The 15,147-nt window shown below is 52.9% G+C and carries 14 protein-coding genes; 4 read left to right on the top strand and 10 right to left on the bottom strand.

Annotation, left to right across the window (positions count from 1 at the left end; all coding sequences use genetic code 11):
• The first annotated feature begins 14 nt into the window (after positions 1-14).
• Complete coding sequence (locus IOQ59_RS21540; protein ID WP_193955278.1) at positions 15-1,205, top strand: HAMP domain-containing protein; 1,191 nt, start codon at positions 15-17, stop codon at positions 1,203-1,205.
• A 93-nt stretch (positions 1,206-1,298) separates the two neighbouring features.
• On the opposite strand, the gene IOQ59_RS20150 is transcribed toward IOQ59_RS21540, so the two are convergent.
• The gene (locus IOQ59_RS20150; RefSeq protein ID WP_193955277.1) at positions 1,299-2,237 is read right to left on the bottom strand and encodes an NADP-dependent oxidoreductase; all 939 of its coding nucleotides are present in this window, start codon (positions 2,235-2,237) and stop codon (positions 1,299-1,301) included.
• A gap of 145 nt (positions 2,238-2,382) precedes the next feature.
• Here IOQ59_RS20150 and IOQ59_RS20145 point away from each other — a divergent pair, with 145 nt between their 5' ends.
• Positions 2,383-2,595, top strand: coding sequence for a hypothetical protein (locus tag IOQ59_RS20145; RefSeq protein WP_228051047.1), 213 nt, complete (start codon positions 2,383-2,385; stop codon positions 2,593-2,595).
• Positions 2,596-2,601: 6 nt separating this feature from the next.
• Entirely contained in the window at positions 2,602-3,378 is a 777-nt protein-coding gene (cysZ, locus tag IOQ59_RS20140) for a sulfate transporter CysZ (RefSeq protein ID WP_193955275.1), read from the top strand.
• Positions 3,379-3,454: 76 nt separating this feature from the next.
• Here the strand turns inward: cysZ and phoR are convergent, their stop codons facing one another.
• The 4 genes from phoR to IOQ59_RS20120 form a co-directional block, all read right to left on the bottom strand.
• Entirely contained in the window at positions 3,455-4,786 is a 1,332-nt protein-coding gene (phoR, locus tag IOQ59_RS20135; protein WP_193955274.1) for a phosphate regulon sensor histidine kinase PhoR, read from the bottom strand.
• An 8-nt stretch (positions 4,787-4,794) separates the two neighbouring features.
• A complete protein-coding gene (gene phoB, locus IOQ59_RS20130) occupies positions 4,795-5,490 on the bottom strand; it encodes a phosphate regulon transcriptional regulator PhoB (protein WP_193955273.1) in 696 nt (231 codons plus the stop codon).
• A 131-nt stretch (positions 5,491-5,621) separates the two neighbouring features.
• A complete protein-coding gene (gene ubiA, locus IOQ59_RS20125; RefSeq protein WP_193955272.1) occupies positions 5,622-6,509 on the bottom strand; it encodes a 4-hydroxybenzoate octaprenyltransferase in 888 nt (295 codons plus the stop codon).
• A gap of 27 nt (positions 6,510-6,536) precedes the next feature.
• Positions 6,537-7,076 carry a chorismate--pyruvate lyase family protein gene (locus tag IOQ59_RS20120; protein ID WP_193955271.1) on the bottom strand — a complete coding sequence of 180 codons (540 nt, stop codon included), beginning with the start codon at positions 7,074-7,076 and terminating at the stop codon, positions 6,537-6,539.
• Positions 7,077-7,199: 123 nt separating this feature from the next.
• On the opposite strand from IOQ59_RS20120, the gene IOQ59_RS20115 reads away from it, so the two are divergent.
• Positions 7,200-7,784, top strand: coding sequence for a DUF1415 domain-containing protein (locus IOQ59_RS20115; protein ID WP_193955270.1), 585 nt, complete (start codon positions 7,200-7,202; stop codon positions 7,782-7,784).
• Between the two features lie 30 nt (positions 7,785-7,814).
• On the opposite strand, the gene IOQ59_RS20110 is transcribed toward IOQ59_RS20115, so the two are convergent.
• From IOQ59_RS20110 to IOQ59_RS20090, 5 genes are all read right to left on the bottom strand, one after another.
• The gene (locus IOQ59_RS20110; protein ID WP_193955269.1) at positions 7,815-9,326 is read right to left on the bottom strand and encodes a diguanylate cyclase; all 1,512 of its coding nucleotides are present in this window, start codon (positions 9,324-9,326) and stop codon (positions 7,815-7,817) included.
• 139 nt (positions 9,327-9,465) lie between these two features.
• Entirely contained in the window at positions 9,466-10,191 is a 726-nt protein-coding gene (gene phoU / locus IOQ59_RS20105) for a phosphate signaling complex protein PhoU (protein ID WP_371871900.1), read from the bottom strand.
• Between the two features lie 84 nt (positions 10,192-10,275).
• The gene (pstB, locus tag IOQ59_RS20100) at positions 10,276-11,109 is read right to left on the bottom strand and encodes a phosphate ABC transporter ATP-binding protein PstB (protein WP_193955267.1); all 834 of its coding nucleotides are present in this window, start codon (positions 11,107-11,109) and stop codon (positions 10,276-10,278) included.
• A 36-nt stretch (positions 11,110-11,145) separates the two neighbouring features.
• Entirely contained in the window at positions 11,146-12,834 is a 1,689-nt protein-coding gene (gene pstA, locus IOQ59_RS20095; RefSeq protein ID WP_193955266.1) for a phosphate ABC transporter permease PstA, read from the bottom strand.
• Positions 12,835-12,860: 26 nt separating this feature from the next.
• Positions 12,861-15,134, bottom strand: coding sequence for an ABC transporter permease subunit (locus tag IOQ59_RS20090; protein WP_193955265.1), 2,274 nt, complete (start codon positions 15,132-15,134; stop codon positions 12,861-12,863).
• Positions 15,135-15,147: the final 13 nt, after the last annotated feature.

Raw genomic sequence — 15,147 nt, 5'->3', positions numbered from 1 at the left:
AACGGAGAAACGCGGTGAAAACGATCAAGTCCAAAGTTGAGCGAGCCCTGATTCTGGTAGCTTTGCTACCCGTACTGATTCTCGCGGGTTACGTTTACTACTCCACCACCGATGCCCTGAAAAGCGCGAGTGTTAGCAGCCTGGAACGTCAGGTACAGCTGTTGTCAGGGTCCGCATTTGGGGTGCTGAAACATGTACCGGGTGACCTGAGTTATCTGCGTGATTCTGCATCGATGTTCCAGTACGGTCGTGCCTTGGTTATCAAGGATCAGAAAATTCTGGATGTAAACGGTCGTAGCTTGTCTCGTGATTTCCTGAGTTTGGCAAAAAACCGCCGTATCTATAATCAGCTGCGTTTTGTCGGTGCAGATGGCAATGAGCTGATTCGTATTGAACACAACGAAGACGAAGGTTTCAGTCGTGTCTTACAGCCGGAGCAGCTGCGTGACAAAAGCAACAGTCTGTATTTCCGCGAAGCCGCGAAGCTGGAGTTTGGGCAAGTCTACATCTCGCCGATTGATCTGAACCGTGAAGACGGGGAACTGGAAGACCCGGTACGGCCGACGATCCGCTTTGCAACGCCGGTGTTTGCCGTGGGTAATCGTTTGGTGGGTGTGTTGATTCTGAACGTGGATGCATCCGCTTTCCTGAATCAGATCAAAGCGGCTTCTACTGACAACGGTATTCAGTTTACGCTGGTGGATGATCACGGTTATTACCTGGCTAACAGCGATACAGGCCTGGAGTGGGGCAGTGCACGCGACTTGAATCACGGCAAGTCGATGTCAACGGAGCGGCCTATGCTGTCCCGTGAAGTACTGGCGGCTGACGGGATTGTACAGATAGACCTGTCAGATGATCTGGTCGCTACTTCACCTTTGTTTGCAGACGAAAGTAATCAGCACCAAATGGGTCGGCTGGTTGCCATTGCGCCGAAGTCGGTTGTCTTGAAGCTGCTGGACAGCTTTGTCATTGCACTGGCAGTGTTCGTTGTACTCGCGGTGGTGATGGCCTTCGTGATCGCAAAAATGCTTTCCAGTTCATTGACCAACCCGCTGATCTACCTGACTCAGGCGGCGGATCGTCTCAGTAAAGGTGAGGTTGATACCGCCATTACTATTCACTCGAATGACGAAGTGCAGCGTCTGGCGGAAGCGTTTGAACGCCTGCGTGAATCGGTGAAAATTTTGATGAAGCTAGGCTAAATTTCCGGGTGAGCGCTGTGTATACAAAGGCCGCATAAGCGGCCTTTTATGTGGTGACGAGCTAACAACCGTGATCCGCAGCTGAACATGGATTTATAGTGTAAGTACCAACTTACCCCGAACATGGCCTTCGGCACTGAGCCGAAACGCTTCGGCAGCCTGATCCAATGGATAGCTTTTCGCCAGACAAATACGCAAGTCACCCTGATCATACAGGTTGGCGATTTCCGCTAACTGCTGTGCGTTGGCTTCGGCACGGATGGGCAGTACGCTTAAGTTGAGTGCTTCGCCCGCAGCGATGACAGCATCTTTAGTGACGGACGGTAAGGTCACCATCGTGCCGCCGGGCTTCAAACAGGCAAGCGCTTCGATACCCGTTTCACCGCCCACGGCATCAATGATCAGATCGATGTTGTTGACGGCGTCCGTCAGGTTTGTGCTCTGATAATCGAACAATTTGCCGGCACCTAAGCTGCGCAGAAAGCTGTGATTTCGCCCCGAGGCGGTACCATACACGTCGGCCCCGGCCCATTTGGCGAGTTGGACGGCCAGATGACCGACACCACCGGCGGCCCCTAAGATCAGTACGCGCTGTCCGGCCTGGAGGCCTCCTTTGTCAAAGAGTGCCTGCCAGGCAGTCAGGCTCGCCGTTGCCAGACCGCCTGCTGTGACACTATCGAGACTCGGAGGACGTTTGCAGATTTCTGCTGCGGGAGCCGCGATGTACTCGGCATAACATTCGGCGCGATCAGGAAAACGGATCATGCCGAATACCGGATCGCCAGCTTTGAGGTGCGTAACATCCTCGGCAACCTGTTCGACCACACCCGCGAATTCCCAGCCTGGAATAAACGGCAAGTTGCCGATAAAGGGGGCAGCACCGCCACCGCTGCAGGTTTTCCAGTCGATCGGGTTAACCCCACAGGCCTGATTTCTGATCAGGGCTTCACCTGCGTGCAGTGAGGGGATAGGAACGTCCTCCAGCCTCAGGTTGTTTGTGTCGCCAAACTCACGGATCTGTATCGCTTTCATGGGGCTCTCCACTGAAGGATGCTGACTTGACGTGCAAACAGGTTGTCTTTGGACCTAGGGATTGCAGCCGTTTTGTTTAATTTTTGTTAGGCTTAATGCCTTTAGAAATTTAGCAGAAAGTAAGGCGAGTATGATGTATCTGGCTATGATTGAAGAATTTCTGTTCTGGGGCGGGCTGGTTGTTTTTCTGGTTTCGCTGGGGCTTTATGCAGGACGGACCAAAGATTTTAAGTCGGTTGTCATGTTCTGGCAGCCAACGGCTAACTTTAATGAAGTGGAGTTTAAGGTGAACCGCGCCGGGCTGAGCATGATGATCGTAGCAGTAGCGATGCGTCTAATTGCATTTTTTATGGGTTAAAAATACATGAAAGGTAATCCCGTTCGAGGTGCCGGATATCTGATTCAGGGACTAAAGATGCTGCCGGATCCGGCGATCCGTCCCTTTGTCCTGGTGCCATTAATGGTCAATATCCTGCTGTTTGTGGGTGCGATCTGGCTTCTGATGTCGCAGTTTGATATCTGGGTTGATTACTGGCTGGGGTTTTTGCCAGAGTGGGCATCGTTCCTGAGCTGGTTGTTGTGGCCGCTGTTTGCACTGCTGGTATTGCTGGTGGTTTATTACAGCTTCACGCTGGTGGCGAATCTAATTGCAGCGCCTTTTAACGGTTTCCTCTCTGAGAAAGTGGAAAAAAGCCTGAGAGGGGAAGTTGTCACGGATGAAGGCTGGCAGGCTGTATTGGCACTGATTCCACGCGCTGTAGGCCGTGAACTCTCTAAACTGGCGTATTACCTGCCGCGTTTTCTCGCGTTGCTGGTGCTGTCTTTTATACCGGTGCTGAACATTATCGCGCCTGTATTGTGGTTTCTCTTTGGGGCCTGGATGATGGCGATTCAGTATTGCGATTATCCGATGGATAACAACAAAGTCAGCTTTAAGCAGATGAAATTGCTGCTGAAGGCTAAGCGTATGACATCGGTAGGTTTTGGTGGCTTGGTACAGCTAGGGATGATGATTCCGATCGTTAACCTGATCCTGATGCCCGCGGCCGTCATTGGCGCGACCTGCTACTGGGTAGAAGAGCACGTAGAGGGACATTATGGAAATGAAACGTCCCCCGAGCAGCCGAAGCTTGATAACTAAACCCTGATACGGCTGGTCATAAAAAAGGCGTCGTTCCATAACTGGAAGACGCCTTTTTAGTATCCGGTCCGAGGGTTTAACCCACATCCTCCAAATCGTCATCATTGTCGCTGACAGAGACCAGCATCAGATATTCCAGCGGGAAGTGGCAGGTAAACGTACTGCCTTCACCTTTCTTACTGCGAATGGTCAGGTTACCGCCGTGCCGTGATAACACATGTTTGACGATGGCCAGCCCAAGACCCGTGCCACCACTTTCGGAAGAGCGGCTTTCATCCACGCGATAGAAACGTTCCGTCAGTCGGGCGATATGCATGGCGTCGATACCGATACCATTATCGGTGACGGAGAAATGCCCGCCATCCTTATCAACCCACCATCTGATCTCAATATGACCGTCCTGTGGCGTATAACGTGCCGCGTTGTAGACCAGATTGGAAAATGCGCTGTGGAGTTCAATTTCCTGACCTAGCAGGTCATGCTGCTGATCAAGTTCCAGATCAAAGGTATGGCCTTTGTCACGAGACAACTCGGTAGCCGCTTCATAAATATTTTGGATCAGGCTCTGAACCTTTACCGGATGTTCATCCGAAACCTGTCGGCTGGCTTCTAGCCGAGACAACAGCAGCAGGTCGGACACCAGGTTCTGCATCCGACGGGCCTGTTGTTGCATCTGGTTCATGCCGCGTTGCAGCGGTCGTGGCAGGTCGTGATCCAGAAAGGTCTCCAGATACCCCAGAATGACCGTCAATGGCGTACGCAGCTCATGGGAGGCGTTGGCGACGAAGTCCTGACGGGTTTGTTCAAGGCGCAACATCTGCGTGATGTCGCGGGCAACGAGCAGGCGATCTCCCGCGCCGAACCGGGTGATCTGGTACTGCAATTCCCGATCGTGGTTGATTGGCGATGGCAATTGCAGCGGGTCCTCATAACTATCGCGCTTGTAGTAGCGGATAAAACGAGGATCACGCAGCAGGTTCATGACCGGTTTACCACGATCTGCGGCGGCCTTGAAGCCGAGTAACCGTTCCGCGGAACGGTTCCACCACTCCAGATTATCCTGCGCATTGATGATCACAATCCCATCATTCAGTGCAGCGGAGGATTGTTGAAAGCGATTGATGACACTGCGCAGGAACACTTCGCGTGCGGCGGAGCGTTTTTGCTGACGGGATAATTCATCAAACAGATCTCCCCAGTGCCCAGAGTACTCGGGAGGTTCTTCGCTGGATTTATCGCGATGTAACCATTCGGTCAGGCGACCAAATTGTTTGACCTGCAACAGCGCCCAGATGAAGAGCCCGGCGGCAAGAAACTCAGCGGGATAACCGAATACGAACCCCACAAGCAACCCCAAACCTGAGAACAGGAATAGATTACTGAGCATTGAGTGGTGGTTACGCTGCATGCTGAACCTCAGGCCACGTTGATCGAGAAGCGGTAGCCGGTACCACGAACAGTCTGTACCAGGTAATCATGACGCTCACCCAGTGCTTTACGCAGGCGACGGATGTGTACATCGACGGTACGCTCTTCAACGTAGACATTGCCACCCCAGACCATGTCCAGCAATTGGCTGCGTGAATAAGCGCGGTCTTGGTGTGTCATAAAGAACTGCAGTAGACGGAACTCGGTTGGGCCCAGGTCAATGGGATTCCCCTCTGCGCTGACACGGTGCGAGACTGGGTCCAGCGTCAAGCCATCCACAGAAACCGGCTCTTCTACACCTTTAGGTGTCGTGCGGCGCAATACGGCTTTCAGGCGTGCAACCAGCTCACGGGGGGAGAAGGGTTTCGTAATAAAATCATCCGCTCCGGATTCCAGGCCTTTGATTTTATTCTCTTCCTCACCTTTTGCCGTCAGCATGATGATCGGCATATCGGCGGTCATCTCATCTTTACGTAAGCGGCGGGCAAAGTCGACACCACTGGTACCGGGCATCATCCAGTCCAGAAGGACCATATCCGGTTTGTTATCTACGATCAGTGCGTGTGCCTGATTAGCGTTTTCCGCTTCAAGACATTCGTAACCGGCCATTTCCAGTGCGACTGCGATCATTTCGCGAATTGGCGCTTCGTCGTCAACGATCAGCACCTTTTTCGTAGAAGACATGACGTCTGCCTCATTCAGGGTTATTTAAAGACCGCATCATTACAAGACAATATTGTTACACTAATATGACGTTGGCAGTATTTCCATCGCGTAGAGGCATATAAAGTAAAAATCTAGCCTGATCAGTGGTTTTACGCACTCAGATAGTGCGCAAAAATGCCCGCAAAGATAATCAGACCGACGTAGTGATTATTGAGAAAGGCCCGGAAGCAGGGATCGCGTTCGCGGTGGCGAACCTGATATTGCTGTCGGATAAAGAGGGCAGCAGCCCCTGTCAGTCCTGCGAAAAACCAGACAGATAGCTGCAGATGGAGACCCAGCCCGATGAGCAGAGCCAGCGTGATCAATTGCAGGATGGCGACGATCAGTTTATCCGCATCCCCAAAGAGAATAGCGGTCGATTTCACACCGATCTTCAGGTCATCATCACGATCAACCATCGCATAGAGCGTATCGTACGCCACAGTCCAGAGCAGTGTGGCGGCATAGATCAACCATGCATACCAAGGCACAGTACCTGTGACGGCACTGAAGGCCATCGGTACAGCCCAGGCAAAAGCGGCACCCAGGACGACCTGAGGGAGATGGGTGTAACGCTTCATAAACGGGTAAACCGCGGTCAGCGCGACAGCACCGAAGGAGAGCAACACCGTCTGCCAATTGGTAAATAGCACCAATACAAAGGCTAGCAACATCATGCCGCTGAACAGCAGAACCGCTTCTTTCGGCGTCACCCGGCCACTTGGAATGGGGCGTTGAGCGGTGCGTTTAACATGACCGTCGACTTTACGGTCGGCAAAGTCATTGATCGCACAGCCCGCCGAACGGGTCAGAAAAGCACCCAGTGTGAAGATAAACAGTAGCTTCAGGTCAGGGATGCCTTCAGCGGCAATCCACAGTGCCCACAGCGCTGGCCACAAGACCAGATAGGTACCGATGGGTTTGTCCATCCGCATCAATTGAACGTAGGCGGAGAGCTTCTCTTTTAAGCTGAGGGATTGTTGGGCCTGTGACTGCATAAGGGCTGCTTCTTGTGGTTGGTGAGCCTATTTTACCTGTTGCAGGGCGGGCAGAAAAACCTCGCAGACCAGCAACGGTTTATCGGATAGATAAAACAGTGAGCGACGGGCCCAGACATCGGTCTTTGTATCCTGCAAACGTAAGCGACTGATCTGCAGTGGACCGCGGCGCATTGTGGGATCGGTAAACAGCATCGATCCCAGCGAACGATTGCCCAGTAACTTTAATGGCCGCTGACGTCCGGTCAGGGTGGTGGCAGGCACAATGGTACGGGCATAGACCCACGGTTGCCCCTGGCCGATCAATTGAACTTCGCGGACCAGTGCATATTCGCGGCTGTTCATCCGTAAGGCCTTCGCTTCCGATCGTGTCGGTCGCTGCCAACCCTGACTGACCACCTCAACCCGGAAATCGCCCTTGCTCAGCTCAACTAGGCGTTTTGTCAGCGATCCAGAGTCGGTGAGCCAGCGACGCCATGCCTGTGGCGCCTGGGTCATACTAGGGCGACGCAGAGAACTCCAGCGGGTATCAAAGTTAGGTTGAGTCAGAGCTCGGGCAATAGGCACAGCAACATTTCCTTCAAAATCTGCGCGTATGTTATCACCGGCAGGGCGTAAAAGTCTGCTGTACGTCAACTCTCTGACAATCTGGTCTTTGCCTGTTGCAGGCCATCAGGTAGCATCGCCGCTATGAATACCAGACACTCACTCAAATATTGCCCTGAAAATGCCGAAGCACTTACCCGTCAGTGGGTTGAGTCGATGGTGGTGGGTCTTAATCTCTGTCCGTTTGCTGCGCCTGTGGTGAAACAAGCAACGATCCATTATGCCGTTGAAGAAGGCGACAAAGATGAGGCGGTGATTCAGGCCTTTCTCGCTGAACTGGACCGTATTCAGGCGAGTGAAGAGGATGAGCTGGCAACCACGTTACTAGTGACGCCGAATGCGTTACCTGAGTTTGAGCAGTATCTGGATATGTTGGATATTTTACAGGGCTTGCTTGATCGTTCAGGGTTGGGCGGGGTTTTTCAACTGGCGAGTTTCCATCCCAACTATCAGTTTGCCGGCGTATCGGCGAGCGACATCACTAACTGGACCAACCGCTCCCCGTTTCCCTGTTTTCATCTGATCCGCGAGGGCATGATGACACGGGTATTAATGAATTATGGTGACCCGGATGAGATTCCGGAGCGTAATATGACGTTAATGCAGGAGCTGGGACGGGACGGGTTAATCGAACGCTATCCGCCGTATGCGGACTACATTCGCGACTAACCCTGAATTAAATCAGGTGTGACCGCGTGGTTAGCTCGCCACGCAGTTACGGCCGTTATTCTTCGCTTTGTACAGAGCCTCATCCGCAATCTGAATCAGATCCCGCGGGCTACTGTTTTCAGCCGGATTCAGGCTGGCAATCCCCAAACTGATCGTGACGCATTCTGCGGCGGATGATTTGGCATGAGCAATCGCCAGATCTTCCACGGTTTTGCGGATTTTCTCAGCTAACACTTCTGCACCGTGCTGATCAGTTTCTGGCAGCAGTACGACAAACTCTTCACCGCCAAAACGACAGACCATATCCTGCGCACGTTTCACACTTTCGGTAATGGCGGTCGCGACATGCTGCAGACAGCCGTCACCGGTAAGATGACCGTAATGATCGTTATAGTCTTTAAAGTGGTCCACATCGAGCATGATCAGGCTCAGGGGCTGTTTCGAACGTTGGCCGCGCAGCCACTCGACTTCCAGGCTGCGTTCAAATTCACGGCGGTTATAGATCTGGGTCAGGCCATCAATACGGGCGGCCCGTTCCAGCAAATCATGACTACGTTTCAGCAACAGTAAGGTACGGATACGGGCTTTGAGAATACCATTGGCCCGGTCTTTGACCAGATAGTCGGCCGCGCCGGTTTCGTACACTTTGATCTCATCTGCATCAGATAGCATGTCGCCGACTAAGGCAACGGGTGTATGGTTCTCTGACGCCTGGTGCACAATCTCCGTCGTATCCGCCAGCATCTGCTGCCAGTGATTGATGCTGTTCAGCAGAATCAAATCCGGTGTTTCTCCCGGTTTATTGAGCATACCGCGCAGCTCTTGTATCGATGCAGGTAACAGGATGTTGTAGTCTTCGCGTACCGATGCAATCACGTTCCAGATCGACTGTACGCCGTCGTGCCCGTAAAAGGCGATGGTTTGCTGGTCACGCCCATGACACTGATCAAAGCTGCCCACAGGCCCCGGCGGCTGTTCTCCGCCAAAGAATGCACTGATATGTTCCTGACTGGGCAGTCCGAGCAAGGTGCGTTCATCATTATCGGTGGTCAGTACCGGAATACGCAGGTTGTAGCTACCGCGTTCCCACTGCTGCTGCCAGTTTTGCAGACACAGTTCATGGCTTTCTTCGATCGACAGTTCGCCCGGCAGACCTGCTTCCACAATGCAGTCGTAGATCACGGCAGTGGAGCTGATATCTTTGCCTTCAATCCAGAGTGCGCGGTAGAGGTTAGTCAGTAGGTCGAGCGCCTTAACTTCGTCGATTTCGCGGGCGGCGATAACACACAGAATGGCAAAGCGGCTGTCGCTTCGTAGGGGCGGCAGTGCGACTTGCACCTGCGGTGCACGGCTGCGTACGGTAAATACTTCGCTGGCCAATTCAGCCTGACTCTCGGGAGTCGCGTTAAATACGCTGATATCCGGGGCATGTTCGATTAAACGCCAATCAACCTGTTCGAGCAGGTCCATAGCGTGCAGTTGTTCCTGCATGGCATAACAGAAAGGGCAGTTCAGATCGGCGTAGATCACGTATTGCAGCATGATACTTCCTAGAGTGTTGACACAGCACTAGGGCAAAGTTACCACAAGTGATGGGTGGCAAGTCCAGTAATAAAACGGGCGTTTACCCGAATGGCTAGTCGGGTAAACGCGGGTGGGGCGGGTGCAGGTATGAAGCGGTTTATCCTTCGCCCTGCTGAGCGGCTTCTTTCATCTCTTTCAATGAGGCATGGCGGACATCCTGGCCGCTGACCAGATACACCAGATGCTCTGCCATATTGCAGGCATGATCACCGATACGTTCCAGACTGCGCAGTACCCAGATCACGTTCAGGCTGCTGGAGATCGCACGCGGATCTTCCATCATGTAAGTGATCAGGGAACGCATCGCCGTACGGTATTCCTGATCCACCGCTTTGTCCTGTTTTGCGACGCGGTATGCCAGTTCAGTATCGCTGCGGGCAAAGGCGGTCAGTACGTCTTTCACCATTTCACGGACCAGATTGCCAATGTGGCGTACTTCCTGATAACCGCGCTGTCCGTTGCCGTCGTCGGCCAGATCAATCGCGTGGCGACAGATACGACTGGCTTCATCACCAATGCGTTCCAGATCGGATACGGCTTTGGAGATCGCGGTGATCAGACGCAAGTCGCTGGCCGCAGGCTGGCGGCGGGCAATGATGGTGGTGCACTGTTCGTCGATCAGCAGTTCCATATCATTGGTTTGCTGGTCGGTCCGGCGCGATTTTTCTGCCAGATCAGCATCACCTGTCAGCAGTGCTTCTACAGCGTCGTTAACCTGACGCTCTACAATACCGCCCATGGTCAGAAGCTGGGTACGAATCTGTTCCAGCTCGTCGTTAAACTGCTGTGATATGTGGGTGGAGTAGTTGTCTTCAAAATTCACGTGTGTGTTCTCCATGCATGCAGTTACACAGTTATAGACCAGAGGGGATACGTGCGCATCCCCGCTTCAGCAATCAGCTGGGTCTTAACCGTAACGACCTGTAATGTAGTCTTCGGTCTGTTTCTTGGTTGGGTTGGTGAACAGGGTATCGGTTACACCAAACTCAATCAGGTCACCCATGTACATAAACGCGGTGTAGTCGGAGACACGTGCCGCCTGCTGCATGTTGTGGGTTACGATCACGATGGTGAAATCATTCTTCAGCTCGTGAATCAGCTCTTCAATTTTCAGCGTGGAGATTGGATCCAGTGCTGATGCCGGCTCATCCAGCAACAGAACTTCAGGTTTGACCGCAATGGTGCGTGCGATAACCAGACGCTGTTGCTGACCACCGGACATGCCGAGTGCACTTTCGTGCAGACGGTCTTTGACTTCATCCCACAGAGCAGCAGAACGCAGCGCCCACTCGACAGTGTCGTCGATCACACGCTTTTTCTTGATGCCCTGAATACGCAGACCGTAAGCCACGTTTTCATAAATCGATTTCGGGAACGGGTTGGGTTTCTGAAACACCATACCGACACGGCGACGCAGTTCAGCCACGTCAACACTGCGGTCATAGATGTTGCTGTCATCCAGCATGATCTGGCCGGTGATGTTGCAGCTATCAACCAGATCATTCATACGGTTGAAGCAACGCAATAGCGTTGATTTACCGCAACCGGATGGCCCGATGAAAGCCGTTACACGGTTCTTCGGGATTTTCATGTCGATGCCGTGCAGGGCTTCTTTATCACCGTAGGAAAGACGCAGATCCTTCACTTCCAGAGTGCAGGTTTCGTCTTCCAGATTCAGTACACGGTTGTCACGCTGCATGGCAGAAATATCAATGGCGTGGGTTTTTGCTTCACTAGTCATGGCTTAAACCTTTCGAATAAATTCCGCTATCCAGCGTTACATTTCAAGTGCTTTGTATTTTTCACGTAAGTGGTTACGAATCGCAATGGCTGAGAGGTTCAGCAGGGCGATAACGATAACCAGCAGCAGTGCAGTGGCATACACCAGCGGGCGAGCTGCTTCTACGTTCGGGCTTTGGAAACCCACATCATAGATGTGGAAGCCCAGATGCATAAATTTCTGATCCAGGTGCAGATACGGGTAGTTGGTATCCAGCGGCAGGCTCGGTGCCAGCTTAACCACACCAACCAGCATCAGCGGTGCGACTTCACCTGCGGCTCGGGCAATCGCCAGGATGACACCGGTCATCATCGCCGGGCTGGCCATTGGCAGTACCACTTTCCACAGTGTTTCCGCTTTGGTCGCACCCAGTGCCAGAGAGCCTTCACGTACCGCACGAGGGATACGGGAGAGGCCTTCTTCGGTTGCCACAATAACAACCGGTACGGTCAGCAGTGCCAGTGTCAGAGAGGCCCACATCAGACCCGGTGTACCAAAGGTCGGTGCCGGTTTTGCTTCCGGGAAGAATGCATCATCAATATGACCACCCAGGAAGTAAACGAAGAAACCCAGACCAAATACACCGTATACGATGGATGGTACACCAGCCAGGTTGTTCACCGCGATGCGAATCAGACGGGTCACAAAACCCTGTTTCGCATATTCACGCAGATAAACAGCAGCGATGACACCAAACGGGGTTACCATCACGGCCATCAGGATAACCATCATCACGGTACCAAAGATCGCCGGGAAGATACCGCCTTCGGTATTCGCTTCACGTGGATCGGCGGACATAAATTCCCAGATCTTGGCGAAGTAATGCAGGACCTTATCGGTGATGCTCATGTTGTTAGGCAGGAAGGCCCGCACAACTTTAGCGACATCGATTTCAAGTACCTGACCACCGGCCGCTTCTGCGGTGAATGTATCGCGGTTGATTTGTGTGTACAGATCCAGCAGGACTTGCTGCAGGCTCTGGTATTCTGCATCCAGCTCTTTACGGCGCTGATCGATCTCGGCATAGCGGGACTGATCAGTCACCTCTTTCAGCTGCAGTGAACGTTCCTTCAGACGCAGGCGCTCAAGCTCGTAGTTGATCGCCCCGATGTCGTCTTTTTCGATCTCTTCGATCTGATGGTGCAGATCCAGTGCGCGGTCGATACTTGCCTGGAATTTGTTCCAGACATTCATGTATTCCGCGTTTTTCTCGTAGCCATCGTGGCTGGCAACAACCTGACCGTTCTCTTTCAGGCTGCGCAGGTAACCGTAGAAGTTACCCCACTCACGACGTTCCGCCGCAAACATCATCTCAGGTGTGGTGCGGTTCAGCATGAAGTCGTCCAGTACCCAGATAAAGTCAGAACCGCCAACATCACGGTTACCAATCTTCATCAGGTCTCGCTGCATAAACTCGAGGCCTTCTGGCACGTTCACGCCGCTTTCGCGCAGCTGAGCCGCAGGTACATTTTCAATCTCAACCAGCTCACCTGCCATACGCAGGGTGTTGCCGTTTTCGGTGTAGTCTGCCTGATGGATGTTGGCAGGCCAGAAGTGACCCAAACCACGTACCGCAATCAGGGATAGCAGGCCAACCACCATGATCAGACAGATCGCAACGGCACCGGCGTTCAACCAAACCCACGGCTCGCCGGATTTAGTCCATTCTTTTAATGAAACTCGCATCGGTTATATTCCTCAATCAAGCCGGCTTACAGAGAGCCATACTTCTTGCGAAGGTGCTGACGAATGGTCTCGGCCAACGTATTCACCATGAAGGTGAACAGGAAGAGCACAAAGGCCGCCAGGAACAGAATACGGAAATGGGTACTGCCCACTTCAGATTCCGGCATCTCCACTGCGATGTTTGCTGCCAGTGTACGCATACCTTCAAAGATGTTGATGTCCATGATGGGGGTGTTACCGGTTGCCATCAGTACGATCATGGTTTCGCCTACCGCACGACCCATACCGATCATCACCGCAGAGAAAATACCCGGGCTGGCAGTTGGCATCACAACGCGTACCAGCGTCTGCCACGGGGTCGCACCCAGTGCCAGAGAACCGTAACTCAGATGTTTAGGTACGGCGAAGATCGCGTCCTCGGTGATAGAGAAGATGGTTGGGATAACCGCAAAGCCCATGGCGATACCCACAACCAGAGCGTTACGCTGGTCGTAGTTGATGCCCAGCTCTGTTGTGATCCATTCGCGCATATCACCGGCGAACAGCACCTGCTCAACACCGTCGGCGATCCAGAGGCCAAAGAAGGTTGCCAGAATGATCACCGGGATCAGCATGGCTGTATCCCAGCCTTCAGGGATCAGGTAGCGGATATGCTTAGGCATACTCGCCCAGGCAAATGCGAAGATCAGTATGGCGGCCGGTATCATCAACAGACAGACAAAGATGCCGGTCAGGTTGGTTTCCATAAACGGTGCGAGCCAGAGACCCGCCAGGAAACCCAGAATAACGGTGGGCAGTGCTTCCATCAGTTCGATGAACGGTTTCACCTTACGACGCAGAGCCGGAACCATGAAATATGCGGTGTAGATCGCACCACAGATCGCCAATGGTGTTGCCAGCAGCATGGCGTAGAACGCCGCTTTCAGTGTACCAAAGGCCAGTGGCATCAGGCTGTACTTGGGCTCAAAGTCGTTAGTGGATGCCGAGGACTGCCAAGTGTAATCAGGTTCCTGATATCCTTCGTACCAAACCTCACCCCACAACGCATCCCAGGATACTTCCGGATGTTCGTTGTCGATCAGCCAGAAGGACAGTTTATTGTCCTGTTCAACCAGCAAGGCATTGGAGCGTGGGGACAGTGCAATAGTCGAGGCTGTACCTGTTACTACTTGCTCTGTCAGCACGTTGCGGTTGGCGGTTGAGTTATACAGGCGCAGGCTACCGTTGGTATCAATGGTGGCAAAGCCTTTACGACGGTGTTCCATCGACATGCCATTGATTGCGGTGGTGCCGCCTTCAAATGAGCGAATCTTTTTCAGACGCCAGATGTTTTTATCGTCACGAATCAGGAACCACTGGCTGATGCCGCCATTATCGTCGGCCACCATCAGGGAGTTACCACCCAGCAGTAAGCTAAAGCCAGTGATGTTCCCCGTAGAAGCATCCAGAATCTGAGTGGTTTCTGAACCATCTGCGGCAAGATCCATGACGGCCAGTTTGTTGTCGTTGCCTGCGATCAGCAACCAGCGGCGATCCGGCATCAGCAATAGCTTGCTGACCGGTACGCGCAATTTAGGCAGCGCTTCGGTATCGACCGTGGTTTCGACTTCACCGGTGATGAAGTTTTCATCAAAACTCAGGTTTGCCAGTGCCAGACCTTGTTCAGTGCTGGCAATGATACGCCATGCTTCTTCGTCACCGTTCAGTGCCAGCTCGGTCACGGCACTGTCGGCTACGGAGAGAGGCTCTTCGCCGAACGGGAATTCGAGGAATGGAGTGATAACACGTTTGCCATCCGGGTAAGTGGATTTGTAGCTGTGTTTCATCGCAAGGACTTTACCGTCGCTCAGACCGACCGCAAAAATACGGCTGGCGTCTGAAGCCAGAGCAAAGCTGGTGATCTCCGTACCTGCAGGTACTGGGATATTCTGCTGCTGCAGAATGTCTCCGGTACGGGTATCGAAGAAAATGATCTCACCCTGATCCGTTACACGCAGACCAATCTCGGCCTGTTCTTCCATGGTCAGATAGAGGGTTTTTCCGCGACCTGGAGCTTCATACGGTGCTGCAGCCTGACCGTTCGCCTGCCATTGTTTAATTTCGGCAGAGTGGAACAGAGGCGCAACTTCATACAGCAGGTAGAAGAAGATCAGTAGGATTGCGACGATGACACTGATACCGCCAAAGGCGATACCAACAGAAGCCGACTTGTCTTTAAGCGCGCGAAATTTGCGCAGACGTTTGGCCGCTGGCGTGTCGAAATCGAGTTCGGTGGCTAGGGATGTGTTATCAATGCTCATGGCACAAAGGTCC

Origin of the sequence: Pontibacterium sinense (assembly GCF_015209595.1) — a bacterium.
In the GTDB taxonomy this organism is placed as follows: domain Bacteria; phylum Pseudomonadota; class Gammaproteobacteria; order Pseudomonadales; family Balneatricaceae; genus Pontibacterium; species Pontibacterium sinense.
This window is presented reverse-complemented; position numbering and strand designations above follow the sequence as displayed.